General features: G+C 66.6%; 8 protein-coding genes and 1 rRNA gene. 5 read left to right on the top strand and 4 right to left on the bottom strand.

Annotated features, from left to right (window positions below; genetic code table 11):
- Positions 1-5: 5 nt before the first annotated feature.
- Together IWX78_RS09420 and IWX78_RS09415 are read right to left on the bottom strand one after the other, a co-directional pair.
- A complete protein-coding gene (locus tag IWX78_RS09420) occupies positions 6-1694 on the bottom strand; it encodes an ABC transporter substrate-binding protein (protein WP_196833292.1) in 1689 nt (562 codons plus the stop codon).
- Between the two features lie 55 nt (positions 1695-1749).
- On the bottom strand, positions 1750-3708 hold the full coding sequence (locus tag IWX78_RS09415; RefSeq protein ID WP_196833291.1) for a glycoside hydrolase family 127 protein: 1959 nt from the start codon (positions 3706-3708) through the stop codon (positions 1750-1752).
- 336 nt (positions 3709-4044) lie between these two features.
- Between IWX78_RS09415 and IWX78_RS09410 the strand changes: the two genes are divergently transcribed.
- Positions 4045-5622 (top strand): DEAD/DEAH box helicase, encoded by a 1578-nt coding sequence (locus tag IWX78_RS09410; protein WP_196833290.1) that lies wholly within the window; start codon positions 4045-4047, stop codon positions 5620-5622.
- A gap of 167 nt (positions 5623-5789) precedes the next feature.
- Positions 5790-6305: a GNAT family N-acetyltransferase gene (locus IWX78_RS09405; protein WP_196833289.1), complete on the top strand. Its 516-nt coding sequence runs from the start codon at positions 5790-5792 to the stop codon at positions 6303-6305.
- Here the strand turns inward: IWX78_RS09405 and IWX78_RS09400 are convergent.
- Positions 6302-6871 carry an NUDIX hydrolase family protein gene (locus IWX78_RS09400; protein ID WP_196833288.1) on the bottom strand — a complete coding sequence of 190 codons (570 nt, stop codon included), beginning with the start codon at positions 6869-6871 and terminating at the stop codon, positions 6302-6304. The genes IWX78_RS09405 and IWX78_RS09400 overlap by 4 nt on opposite strands.
- 94 nt (positions 6872-6965) lie before the next feature.
- On the opposite strand from IWX78_RS09400, the gene IWX78_RS09395 reads away from it, so the two are divergent.
- From IWX78_RS09395 to IWX78_RS09385, 3 genes are read left to right on the top strand one after another with little or no spacing between them, the layout of a single operon-like run.
- Positions 6966-7607 (top strand): alpha/beta hydrolase, encoded by a 642-nt coding sequence (locus IWX78_RS09395; protein WP_196833287.1) that lies wholly within the window; start codon positions 6966-6968, stop codon positions 7605-7607.
- A gap of 54 nt (positions 7608-7661) precedes the next feature.
- Positions 7662-12284, top strand: coding sequence for an ATP-dependent helicase (locus IWX78_RS09390; protein ID WP_196833286.1), 4623 nt, complete (start codon positions 7662-7664; stop codon positions 12282-12284).
- Positions 12277-13053, top strand: a complete 777-nt coding sequence (locus IWX78_RS09385; protein WP_196833285.1) for an Fpg/Nei family DNA glycosylase — start codon at positions 12277-12279, stop codon at positions 13051-13053. Before IWX78_RS09390 ends, IWX78_RS09385 begins: the two co-directional genes overlap by 8 nt.
- Before the next feature lie 104 nt (positions 13054-13157).
- Here the strand turns inward: IWX78_RS09385 and rrf are convergent.
- Positions 13158-13244, bottom strand: a 5S ribosomal RNA gene (rrf, locus tag IWX78_RS09380); the annotation flags it as partial.

Here is a 13244-nt window from a genome sequence, read left to right as displayed (position 1 = left end):
GGCGACTACTCCGAGACGCTGGCGAGTCCGACCGACACGTAGTCGATTCCGCCCGAGAATCCGGAGTGCGTCTTCGCGCCGGCGACGTTCGCACCGACGACGAGGACGACTTTCTCGAAGAGAAGCGGCACGTCAGGAACCTGCTCCTGGATCTGCTCGTCGAGAGCGCCCCACGCAGCATTGGCCTCGTCGACGTCTGTCATGGCGCGGATCTCGTCCATCCGGGCGTTCACAGCCGGATCGTTGAACTGCGCGACGTTCGAGTTGCCTTTTTCGAAGATCTGGCTGCCCTCGAAGAGCGGCGGAAGGAAGGTGGATCCTGACGCCCAGTCCGGGCACCATCCGGTGATGGCAGCGTCGTTCTGCTGTGAGATCGTGCCGATGACCTCGTAGTAGGTCGATGTGTCGATGAGGTTGAAGTTCACCGTGATCCCTGCCTTGGCGAGGGACTGCTGGACGGCCTCGGCCTGCGCCTGCATCTTCGGCTGGCTGCGGATGTCGAGGGTGAACTCGAATCCGTCTGGCAGCCCTGCCTCAGCGAGCAGTTCCTTCGCCTTTTCGGGGTCTCCCTTGTCGCCCTCGCTCGGGTAGAGGTTGAACTCGGTGAAGCCGGCGACAGTCGGCGGAAGCATGGTGTGCGCGATGTCCGCGAGCTGGGTTCCGCCTGTGGCATCCTTCACCGACTGTTTGTCGATCGCATACGCGACGGCCTGGCGGACCAGCGGGTTGCTGAAGTGCTCGGTCGTCGTGTTGAGGGCCATGTATGTCGTGCAGCCCCCGAGCCCGTCCAACGTGCGCTCCTTGATCTCAGGGGTCTGGATCCTGGCGATCGATGATGCCTGAACCGTCCCGGCGATGGCGTTCTGGTCGTCACCCTGGCCGGCGATCATCCGCTCGTCGATCGTCGCACCGTCGAGTCCGAAGGAGAACTCGAACGAGTCCGGCGCCGCGGCCCGGACCTCGTCGGTCTCGCGGTCCCATTCCTCGTTGCGCACGAGCACCAGGCTCGACCCGCGCTGGTAGTCCTCGACACGGTAGGGGCCCGAGGCGATCGGCTGGGCGTCGAGACTCGTCGCCGTGATGCCGGCGTCGGCGGGGAACGGTGTGTACACCGGCTGGGCGACGGCGCTGGCGAAGTCAGCGAACGGCTGGTTGAGCGTGAAGGTGATGGTCTTGTCATCCGGGGTGACGATGGACGACAGGTCTCCGGAGATCTCCGGGCCCTGGTATCCGTCGACGTCGGCGAGCAGGATACGTGCGTACGGTGAACCGACGGACACGGCAGGGTCGAAGCTGCGCTCGACACCGAACTTGATGTCCGCGCTGGTGATCGGGGTTCCGTCTTCGAAGAAGATGTCGTCCTTGAGGGTGAACGTCCACTCGGTTGCATCGTCATTGGGCGTGCCGAGGTCGGTCGCGAGGTCAGGAACGATCTCGTCCTGTTTCCCTTCCTCGCTCGACTGGGTCGTGAGGGTGCGATAGATCAGGCGGTAGAAGTTGTTAACCCCACCGTCGAAGCCCATAGCGGGATCGAGGTGGGAGAAATCGGCGTTGAGCAGCACCTGGACGGTGCCTCCGGTGACCGGTTCACCGGAGATACCGGACTTCGGCGCTGCTGCGCCTCCGCTGGTACATCCGGTCAGGGCCAGTGCAGCCGAGAGGGCAAGGCCCACGACGGCGTAGCGCTTCTTCATACGGTTCTTCTTTCGGTTCGGTGGGACGAAAGGTCCCTGACGTGTGGTGCAGGGTTCAGGATGAGCGCAGCCAGACGCGCATTCCGCCGACGGCCCGGTTGCCCCATTGGTAGTAGGGAATGAGCGTGGCGGTGGCGGTCTCGGTTGTGCCGAGTGGCTGTGGACGACCGAGCTCTGGGTAGAGCTCGGCGGAGCCGGCAGGAGCGGAGCGAGCAGGAACGCTGATGACGACCGATTCCTCCGGGGTGTCAGGGGTGAGCTGGGCGGCCCGGGTCGATGCGCCTCCGACGTCGGATGCTGTGAGAATCAGGTCGTCGAGGTCTCGGTCGTTGTCCTGTTGTTCGGCTGCATAGACGAGGGGGCCGCGGGCGATGGCGATCGCTCCGCGCGTGGCGTCCACCGACGGATGTGACCCGTGCGCGCGGACCGGCATCCCGAGCCGCAGTTCGAGACGGTCGCCGACGGCGAATACGCGCTCGACCCTGGCCCAGCCATCCGTCACCTCGATCGGGAGGAGGTCTCCGTTCAGGCTGATCGACGCGTCATGGCACCATGCAGGGATGCGCAGGGCGATGGTGTGCTTGCGAGGTTCCGCACGGTCGATGGCCATCTCGATCCGACCATCCCAGGGATAGACCGTCGTCATCGTCAGCCCGATGGCATCGGACTGGATCGTGGCTGCACTGTACTGGGCGATGTACAGAGACGCGGCGTCCGTCGCGGCGAGATAGTCCTGCAGTTGGGAGTTCCACCGGATGATGTTGGGCGGGCAGCAGGGGCACCCGAACCAGGAACGGCGGAGCAGCTCCCCGTCGGGTTCGGCCCCCGAACGTTGCGTGTGGTCGGGGCGACGGTGCAGTGCGTTGTCGTAGAAGAAGGCGCGACCGTCAGCGGAGAGCCCTGCAGCGTATCCGTTGTACAGGACGGTCTCGAAGACGTCGAGGTAGGTCGATGCTCCCGTCGCCAGAAACATCCGCCATGCCCACTGCATCGTGCCGATCGCCGCGCACGTTTCACTGTATGAGCGTTCCGACGGCAGTTCATAGCGGTCGCCGATCGCTTCGTCGGAGTGACGCGATCCGAGTCCGCCGGTGAGATAGAGCTTCGTGGAAGCCATGTCGTCCCAGAGCCGTTTGGTCGCCGAGAGCAGGCTGTCGTCGCCGGTCTCCAGGTGGACGTCGATGGCACCGGCGGCGAGGTAGACCATTCGGACCGCGTGGCCGGTCACACTGGGCAGGTCCCGCAGCGGGAGGTTGTCCTGGAAGTACTCGGCGGGGAAGACGCTGGGCACCACACTTCCGTGGCCGCGCCGGTTGATGAACGCCTCGGCCAGCATCAGATACGACTTTGTGCCTGTTGCCCGGAAAAGTTCGACGAGAGCCATCTCCACTTCAGGATGCCCGCAGACCTGGTCGTGTGTCTCTGCACCGAATGTGTCGACGGCGAGGTCGGCGAATCGTGTGGCGACGGCGAGCAGACGGTCATCACCGAGTTGACGAGACGCTGCGACGGCGGCCTGGATCAGGTGTCCGAGGTTGTAGAGCTCGTGACCCCAGGAGAGGTCCGACCAGGGTGCCTTCTCGGTGTCGGAGTGCTGGAAGTACGAGTTCAGATAGCCGTCGGAAGCCTGCGCGGCTTCAATGGCGTCGACGGCCTCGTCGAAGAACCGCCGGGTGTCGCTGTCGACGTCCTCCCTCGTGAGTTCGTATGCCAGGCCCTCGAGCGTCTTGAAGATATCGGTGTCAAGGAACGGGTAGCGTCCGCGGTACGGCTCGGTGCTGCCGTCCGCGACCGCCCGGAGGTTGTCGAGGTTGCCGGCGAGCCGCAACTCGCGGATCGAGTGGGGCACCGTGCGCTCCCGGTTGCGGACCTGCCACTGGTGCAGGACTCCCCCGGTGAGTTCGACCGAACTGGCGGGGAGGGAGCGGACGGCGCCGCGCGCCGAGGCCACCGCGCTCGGGCGGGTCCGGGTGTTCTGCGCGCTCTGCGCGATGCTGACGTCGTTGTCTGACATACGATCAGTTCCTCCTGTACCGTGTGACATATCACCCTATCGTGCTCTCATTCGAATGTGTAGTGGGTGACATACTACGTTCCGGCACGAGGGTTCGGTCAAGCTGAAATCGTCGTTACCGACCGGGCGTAACACAGACTTAACACAACGAGTACTGAACGCTGGATGCTGCCCCCGGCCGCGCATTCACCCGTCTGTCAGCTGCGATGGTGCTGCATCCGCTAGAGTGTGAGTACTCGCGGGTCCACCATTGTGCCCCTTGCGTCGTAGAACGCTTCCTCTCTCCCCGAGAAATCCGCAGGATTCCGGGTCGATGACTCTTCATACGGCGAACGGATGTGGCTGTTGCCACCTTCGCCATTCCTCCCGCTCCAGCGATTTCGCCTGTCGAGATCCGTACGGGAAGCTGATGCCCCGAAAGGCACCACTTTGTCAGAAACTGTTCCTGAAACCACTTTCGCCGAACTCGGCGTCCCCGCAGCACTCGTCTCGGCTCTCGCCGCTGACGGCAAGACCATGGCCTTCCCCATCCAGGTCGACACTCTCCCAGACACCCTCGACGGTCGCGACGTCCTCGGACGCGGCAAGACCGGCTCGGGCAAGACTCTCGCGTTCAGCATCCCGATGGTTGCGCGCCTCGGTGGCAAGCTGGCCGGTGGCAAGCGACGCCCAGGGCGCCCGCTCGGCCTGGTCCTCGCACCGACCCGCGAGCTCGCCACGCAGATCTCTGCTGTGCTCACCCCCCTCGCCGCGGCATACGGGCTCAACACCACCACGATCTTCGGTGGCGTCAACCAGACCCGTCAGGTCACCGCGCTCAAGGCCGGCGTCGATATCGTCGTCGCCTGCCCCGGTCGTCTCGAGGATCTGATGAAGCAGGGCTTCGTCAACCTCGACGCCGTCGAGATCACCGTTCTCGACGAGGCCGACCACATGGCCGACCTCGGCTTCCTCCCCGTCGTCACGCGCATCCTCGACAAGACGCCCTCCAACGGTCAGCGCCTCCTGTTCTCGGCGACGCTCGACAACGGCGTGGACAAGCTCGTCCGCCGCTTCCTGCACAACGAGGTTCTCCACTCCGTCGACGAGGCCACCAGCCACGTCTCCGCGATGACCCACCACGTGTTCGAGGTCTCAGGCCCCGACTCGAAGAAGGACCTCATCGAGACGCTCGCGTCAGGCACCGGCAGACGCATCCTCTTCATGCGCACCAAGCACCACGCGAAGAAGCTGGCCAAGCAGCTCACCGATGCCGGCATCCCCTCCGTCGATCTGCACGGCAACCTGTCACAGCCGCAGCGTGACCGCAACCTCGCCGCTTTCAGCGACGGCACCGCCCGCGTTCTCGTGGCAACGGATGTCGCTGCCCGCGGCGTTCACGTCGATGACGTCGAACTCGTCATCCACGTCGACCCGCCCATGGAGCACAAGGCATACCTGCACCGCTCAGGCCGTACGGCGCGTGCCGGCAGCGCCGGTGACGTCGTCACCATCTGCCTCCCGACGCAGAAGAAGGACCTCGCCCAGCTGCTGAAGAAGGCCGCCATCACGGTCACCCCGGTTCCCGTGACCGCGAAGTCCTCCGAAGTAACGGCCCTCGTCGGCCAGGTCGCTGCCTATGTGAAGCCGGTCCCCCGTGTCGTCCAGGCACAGGGTGGCGGACGTTCACAGGGCGCCAATGCACAGCGCAAGCGCTCCAGCCGTGACGGCCAGGGCGGCGGGCGTTCACGCTCCGGCTCGGGTTCGCGCGACTACTCGACCTCGACCGCAGGCGCGTCAGGCCGTCGTCACGAGGGCGCCTCGTCTGCTCGACCCGCGCAGGCCCGTCCCGAGCGCTCCGCCCGCCCCGCCACCGCGGGTGGCGCAGCGACCGGTGGCCAGCGCACGCACCGGCGGGTTTCCAGCGGCCGCTGAGTAAACCTCACACGGAAGCCATCGCTTTCGGTCGACGCACGCATCCCGTGCGACGACCGGTCGCGGTGGCTTTCGTTCTGCGCGGCGACGGCGCCAGTCGGCCGATCCTGTCAACCGGGGTTCCGCCCGATTTCTCGCCTCGCCGACGCCCGGGGTATGGTCACGGTATGGACACCGATGCTGCTGTTTCCCACATCTCCGAAGTCGTCATCCGCCCCGTGCGGGATGTCGACGCCGAATCGCTCGGGCGTGTTCACGCCCAGTGCTGGCATGAGGCATACGACGAGCTGATCAGCAAGGCAGCACTGGAACGACTCTCGCCACGACGGATGGCCGAACTGTGGACGCACTGGATGAATCAGGGCCCCGCTTACCGGCAGTTCGCTGCTGTCGTCGATGGCGAGATCATCGGCTTCTCCGGCTCAGGTCCGGCCCGCGATGCGGACGCACCTCGTGACCGGGAGCTGTATTTCATCAACATGCTGGCCGAGTTCCGCAGCACGGGCACCGGCCAGAAGCTGTTCGATGCGGCGATCGGAGACGAAGCCGCCTACCTCTGGGTGTCGTCCGCCAACGACAGGGCACGGCACTTTTACGAGCGGAACGGCTTCGTCGCAGACGGCGCCGAGCACACCGAGCCGTTCCTCGGCGAAGAAATCCACGAGGTCAGGTACGTCCGTTAGGACAGTCGACCCACCGACGCGAGCGCGAGCCGCAGCAGTGTTCCCCTGCCGCCCTCCATCTCGGCGCTGACGGCATCCGTCTGTGCCTCCTCCGGTGTCATCCAGGTCAGTTCCAGCGCGTCCTGGCGGGGATCACAGGTCCCGGTGACCGGCACGACATAGGCGAGGGCGACAGCGTGCTGGCGGTCGTCTGTGTATGCGGAGATACCGGGCATCGGGAAGTATTCGGCCACGTGGAACGGCGTCGGTGACGCCGGGAGCAGCGGGAACGCCATCGGCCCGAGATCCTTCTCGAGGTGGCGGAACAGCGCGTCGCGCAGCGTCTCACCGAACATCACCCGGCCGGAGACGAGGGTGCGGGTCATCTGCCCGGTGGCCGTTGCACGCAGCAGGATTCCGACCTCCGTGACGATTCCGAGACCGTCGACCCTCACGGGGATCGCTTCGACGTAGAGCAGCGGCAGGCGCCTGCGCACCTCTTCGAGTTCGATGTCGGTGAGCCAGCCTGGTGTCGGATTCGACGACGGGTCCGAAGGCTGGTCGGGGTCTGGGGTGCGAACGCTCATGGTCCATTCTTACCCGGTTTCATGGATCGGGCGTTCGGCACCCGCCCAGCGCAGGGTCGATAGGGTGGATGGGTTGCCCGAACGAGGAGAACTGATGCCCACTCACCGGATCGATCCGGAGGCCGTCCTCTGGTCGGCATCTGGAGAAGACCGCGAGGAGCGATCGCTTCTCGTCGTCCTGCACGGCTACGGCTCGAACGAGTCCGATCTGTTCCAGCTCGCACCGTTCCTGCCCCTGGAACCGGTCATCGCCGCCCTTCGGGCACCTCTCGTCGCACCGTTCCCGATCGACGGCTGGTCGTGGTATCCGATCGACGAACCGGGCAAACCGAACGATGACGGAATGCAGTCGTCGACCGCCGCCGTGCTCGAGTGGCTCGACGCACTGCCGTACACCCCCGATTCCATCGGGCTCCTCGGGTTCTCGCAGGGTGGGGCGATGTCGATCGAACTGCTCCGCGCCGCACCCGAGCGCTTCACGTTCGCTGTGAACCTCTCCGGCTACGCGTCCCGCGAGATCCGGAGCGGTGATCAGGCTCTCGCTGACCGCCGATTGCCCGTCTTCTGGGGCAGGGGTACCCACGACGACGTCATCCCGCCTGCCGCCGTCGCTCACACCTCTGACTGGCTGCCCGGGCATTCCCGCCTCGTCGGCCGGGTCTATGAGGGACTCTCGCATGCGATCTCCCAACAGGAACTCGCCGACGTTCGGGGCTTCATCGAGAGACAACTCTGATCGGTCGCCCATTTCATACGGATGCCTGTCAGTGGTGTCAGGCAGGATGGGAGCGTGAGCGACGTGCTTGATCGGTTCTCCCCCGCCACCCGCGAGTGGTTCAGTGGCGCTTTCGCCGCGCCCACCGACGCCCAGGTCGGCGCCTGGGATGCGATCTCGCGCGGATCGCACGCGCTCGTCGTCGCCCCGACCGGGTCGGGGAAGACGCTCTCGGCTTTTCTCTGGTCGATCGACCGGCTGATGGCAGCGCCCCGCAGCGAGCCGGGCACCCGTGTGCTGTACATCTCGCCGCTCAAGGCCCTCGGCGTCGACGTCGAACGCAACCTCCGCGCACCCCTCACCGGTATCACACAGACCGCCATCCGGCTCGGCGCAGACGTGCCACACGTCACCGTCGGGGTCCGGTCGGGCGACACCCCTGCAGCCGATCGGCGCACACTCGCGAAGACGCCACCAGACATTCTCATCACGACACCCGAGTCGCTGTTCCTCATGCTCACGTCGGCCGCGCGCGAGACGCTCCGTTCGGTTGAGACGGTGATCATCGACGAGGTCCACGCCGTCGCCGCGACGAAACGCGGCGCGCACCTCGCACTCTCGCTCGAGCGCCTCGATGCTCTGCTCGAATCGCCCGCCCAGCGGATCGGGCTCTCCGCGACGGTCCGGCCACGAGAAGAGGTCGCGCGGTTCCTCGGCGGCACCGCCCCGGTCGAGATCGTCGCCCCACCGGCCTCGAAGCGTTTCGACCTCCGGGTGGTCGTGCCAGTCGACGACATGACCGACCTCCCGGCAGCGGCGCAGCAGAACGAGGGCTCTGCTGCGGGGGCCGTCCAGCCAGAGGGTGAACGGGCCGGGTCGATCTGGCCCCACGTCGAAGAGGCGATCGTCGATCGTATCCTCGACCACCGGTCGACCATCGTCTTCGCCAATTCACGGCGGCTCGCTGAGCGTCTCACCGCACGATTCAACGAGATCTACGATCTGCGGACGGCTCTCGACCAGGAAGCTGACCTCCTGGTCAGCGCGACCACGGCGACCGAGACCCGCCCGCCCGCCGCGCTGATGGGAGGCAGCGGGCAGACGACGGCCCGCGACGAGGGCGCTCCCCAGCTGGCCCGCGCCCACCACGGCTCGGTGTCGAAAGAGCAGCGGGCGTTCATCGAAGACGACCTCAAGTCCGGGCGCCTGCGCTGCGTCGTCGCGACGTCGAGCCTCGAACTCGGGATCGACATGGGCGAGGTCGACCTCGTCGTGCAGGTCGAAGCGCCGCCGTCGGTAGCGAGCGGTTTGCAGCGTGTCGGCCGCGCCGGTCACCAGGTGGGTGAGATCTCGCGCGGCGTGCTTTTCCCCAAGCACCGGGCAGACCTCATCAACTCTGCCGTCGCATCCGAACGGATGGTGTCCGGCCTGATCGAGTCCCTCGCCATCCCGTCGAATCCGCTCGACATCCTCGCCCAGCAGACCGTGGCAGCGACGGCACTCGAACCGATCGACGTCGAGGTCTGGTTCGAGCAGGTCAAACGCAGCGCCCCATTCACGCGGCTTCCCCGGTCGGCGTTCGAGGCGACGCTCGACCTTCTCGCCGGCCGGTACCCGAGCGACGAGTTCGCGGAGCTCCGTCCCCGGATCGTCTGGGACCGGGACGCTGGCACCCTCACCGGCCGCCCAGGCGCCCAACGCCTGGCGGTGACAAGCGGTGGAACCATCCCCGACCGCGGTCTCTTCGCCGTCTACATGGCCTCAGGCGACGCGTCGGGTGCCGGGTCCCGGGTGGGCGAGCTCGACGAAGAGATGGTCTACGAATCGCGGGTCGGCGATGTTTTCGCCCTCGGGGCGACGAGCTGGAAGATTCAGGAGATCACCCACGACCGCGTGATCGTCACGCCGGCGTATGGGCAGCCGGGGCGGCTCCCGTTCTGGAAAGGTGACGGTCTCGGAAGGCCGGCCGAGCTCGGCGAAGCGGTCGGGGCGTTCATGCGTGACATCGACGCCGCATCGGAGACGGATGCCGCCGAACGGCTCACCGGCGCCGGTCTCGATTCGCGTGCCTCCGCAAACCTGCTCGCGTACCTGACCGAGCAGCGCACGACAACCGGCCACATCCCGAGCGACAGAACTCTCGTCGTCGAACGGTCCCGAGACGAACTCGGCGACTGGCGGGTGATCCTGCATTCCCCTTACGGAATGCAGGTGCACGCACCGTGGGCACTCGCCGTCGGCGCCCGCGTCCAGGAGCGGTTCGGTATCGACGGGGCATCCATCGCAAGCGACGACGGCATCATCGTGCGGATCCCGGACACCGAGCTCGAACCGCCGGGTGCTGAGCTGTTCGTCTTCGACGCCGACGAGCTCGAAGCCGTTGTGACCGAGGAGGTCGGGGGCTCAGCCCTCTTCGCATCGCGCTTCCGTGAGTGTGCCGCGCGGGCGCTGCTCCTCCCCAATTACTCACCGGGCAAGCGCGCGCCGCTTTGGCAACAGCGGCAACGATCGGCCCAGCTGCTCGATGTCGCCCGCAAATACCCGGCATTCCCGATCATCCTCGAGACCGTCCGTGAGTGTCTGCAGGACGCATACGATCTGCCGGCCCTGCTCGGCATTGCGAAGAAGCTGGCGAGTCGAGGCATCCGGATCGTCGAAACGACGACAGACACCCCGTCGCCCTTTGCGAAGTCGCTGCTGTTCGGTTACGTCGGCGCGTTCATGTACGAGGGAGACAGCCCGCTCGCCGAACGGAAGGCGGCCGCGCTGACGATCGACTCCGCGCTGCTGGCAGAGCTCCTCGGCCAGGTCGAACTCCGCGAGCTGCTCGATCCCGGTGTCATCGCGCAGACCGAGTTCGAACTGCAGCGACTCGCCGACGCGCGCAAGGCCAAGGGCGTCGAAGGGGTCGCCGATCTGTTGCGGATGCTCGGCCCCCTGACGCTCGACGAGGTCGCCGCGCGCCTGGAGTCGGAGCATCCGGTCGAGGATGCCACGGTGCACCTCGCTGAGTTGTCGCGCGCGAAGCGGGCGATCAGCGTCACATTCGCCGGTCGTTCCTGGTGGGCGGCCATCGAAGACTCCGCACGCCTGCGCGATGCGCTCGGTGTGCCGCTCCCCATCGGTGTCCCCATCGCCTTCATCGAGCCTGTCGCAGATCCCCTCGGTGACCTTCTCGCCCGGTTCGCCCGTACACATGGCCCGTTCACAACACAGGATGCCGCCGACCGGTTCGGACTCGGCAGCGCGGTTGCGCAGCACACCCTTGTCCGGCTTGCCGATGCTCGGCGGGTGATGCGCGGGGAGTTCCTCGCCACCGGCCGTGAGTCGATCGGAGACAACACCGAGTGGTGTGACTCCGAAGTCCTCAGGCGGCTGCGCGTTCGCTCGCTCGCCGCTCTCCGGCACGAGGTCGAACCGGTCGAACAGCACGCGTTCGCCCGTTTCCTTCCGGCCTGGCAGCACGTCGGCGGCCGGCTGCGCGGTATCGACGGCGTGGCAGCGGTCATCGACCAGCTCGGCGGCGCGCACATTCCCGCCTCGGCATGGGAGTCGCTCATCCTGCCCCAGCGCGTCACCGATTACTCGCCCGCGATGCTCGACGAGCTCACCGCCACCGGCGAGGTGCTCTGGTCGGGTGCGGGGTCTCTCCCCGGCAACGACGGGTGGGTGGCGCTTCATCTCGCCGAGACCGCGAACGTCACCCTTCCCCTGGTTGCGGAACACCAACCGGATTCCCTGCAGCGCGAGGTCCTTCTCGCGCTCGGCGGTGGCGGTGCCTTCTTCTTTCCCCAGCTCGCTGAAGCCACAGGGGCCGCAGACGACAAGACCCTCGTGGCCGCACTCTGGGACCTCGTCTGGGCCGGGCTCGTCACCAACGACACCTTCGCACCGCTCCGCACCCTCACCGGCCACGGTGGTGGGGCACACCGCACACAGCGCGCCGCCCCTCGATCCCGGATGTACCGCGGCCGGCCGATCAGCCGGCCGTCGATGTCGACCCGGGTCGCCCCGGCACTCGGCGGGCGGTGGTCCGTTCTCCCCCTCGCGGAGCAGGACCCGACCGTGAGAACCGCTTCCACAGCGGAGACCCTGCTCGAACGTTACGGTGTCGTGACGCGAGGATCCGTGATGAGCGAGGGGGTCCCGGGCGGATTCGCCCTCACCTACCGCGTGCTCAGTACCTTCGAAGACACGGGCAGGGCCAGGCGCGGCTATTTCATCGACGGACTCGGCGCTGCACAGTTCTCCACCGCAGGGACCGTCGACCGGTTACGGACGTTCGCCCGCTCAGACGCCAATGACGTCCCCGATGCCGCCGACCGCTCGGTCGTCTCCCTTGCCGCCACAGACCCGGCCAACCCGTATGGGGCATCGCTGTCGTGGCCGACTCTGGAGTCGGCCGGAACGAAACACCGCCCGGGCCGCAAGGCCGGATCCCTCGTCACGCTCGTCGACGGCGCACTCGTCCTCTACGTCGAGCGAGGAGGCAAGACTCTCCTGACGTTCACAGCCGACGAAGCCGTCCTGACTATCGCCGCGGCATCCGTCGGCGATCTCGTTCGGCGTGGCCGGGTCGACAAACTGGCGCTCGAGAAGGTCAACGGGGACTTCCTCCTCGGTACCCCCATCGCCGCTGCCTTCCGCGAAGCAGGGTTCACCGAGACACCGCGCGGCCTGAGGATGAGGCATGCCTGAGGGCGACACCGTCTACCGAGCAGCCCGTCACCTGAACGATGTGCTTCAGGGTGCGACGGTGACCACCTGGGATCTGCGGGTTCCGGCCTTCGCCACGAGCGACCTCGTCGGTGAACGGATCGAGGGTGTCATCAGCAGGGGCAAGCACCTCCTCCATCGGGTCGGTGACTTCAGCCTCCACACCCACCTCAAGATGGAAGGGTCCTGGCACCTCTACAGGCCCGGCTCGGCGTGGAAACGTCCTGCATACCAGGCGCGTGCGCTCGTCGGTTCAGCCGACTGGCTGAGCGTCGGGTTCGAACTCGGCGTCGTCGATCTGATCGCACGAAGCGATGAACACACCGTCGTCGGCCATCTCGGTCCTGACCTGCTCGGTGAGGACTGGAACGCGACCGAGGCTGTCGACCGGCTCTCAGCAGCGCCGGGGCAGCCGACGGCTGTCGCCCTGCTCGACCAGCGCAACCTCGCCGGCCTCGGCAATGTCTACGCGAACGAACTGTGCTTCCTCCGCGGAGTGCTTCCGACGTCACCGATCGGCGAGACGGATGCCGTTGCGCTCGTCGCCCTGTCGTCCCGCCTCATCCTCGCGAACCGCGATCGCACCGAGCGCACGACGACGGGTGACACCCGCCCCGGCAAGCGGACCTGGGTGTACGGGCGTCAGGGCCAGCCGTGCCGGCGCTGCGGAACCCGGATCAGACGGGGCGAGCTGGGTCCGCGCGAGACCGAAGAACGGGTCACCTACTGGTGCCCCCGCTGCCAGACCTGAGCTGGCAGCCTCACCGCTGTCTAACCGCATCAGCCAGGTCGAACTCGGCTGAGCCGTTAACGCAGAAAAGCCACCCCGAAGGGTGGCTTTTCTGTTTAAGTTAAGTCCGGCGGTGTCCTACTCTCCCACAGGGTCCCCCCTGCAGTACCATCGGCGCAAAGAGTCTTAGCTTCCGGGTTCGGAATGTGACC

This window comes from Mycetocola sp. CAN_C7 (assembly GCF_015752285.1).
Lineage (GTDB): Bacteria > Actinomycetota > Actinomycetes > Actinomycetales > Microbacteriaceae > Mycetocola_A.
This window is presented reverse-complemented; position numbering and strand designations above follow the sequence as displayed.

Excerpts from the sequence above, each read along its gene's own strand:
- IWX78_RS09420 (WP_196833292.1), bottom strand. The coding sequence starts at position 1,694 with ATGAAGAAGCGCTACGCCGTCGTGGGCCTTGCCCTCTCGGCTGCACTG.
- IWX78_RS09415 (WP_196833291.1), bottom strand. The coding sequence starts at position 3,708 with ATGTCAGACAACGACGTCAGCATCGCGCAGAGCGCGCAGAACACCCGG.
- IWX78_RS09410 (WP_196833290.1), top strand. The coding sequence starts at position 4,045 with ATGTGGCTGTTGCCACCTTCGCCATTCCTCCCGCTCCAGCGATTTCGC.
- IWX78_RS09405 (WP_196833289.1), top strand. The coding sequence starts at position 5,790 with ATGGACACCGATGCTGCTGTTTCCCACATCTCCGAAGTCGTCATCCGC.
- IWX78_RS09400 (WP_196833288.1), bottom strand. The coding sequence starts at position 6,871 with ATGAGCGTTCGCACCCCAGACCCCGACCAGCCTTCGGACCCGTCGTCG.
- IWX78_RS09395 (WP_196833287.1), top strand. The coding sequence starts at position 6,966 with ATGCCCACTCACCGGATCGATCCGGAGGCCGTCCTCTGGTCGGCATCT.
- IWX78_RS09385 (WP_196833285.1), top strand. The coding sequence starts at position 12,277 with ATGCCTGAGGGCGACACCGTCTACCGAGCAGCCCGTCACCTGAACGAT.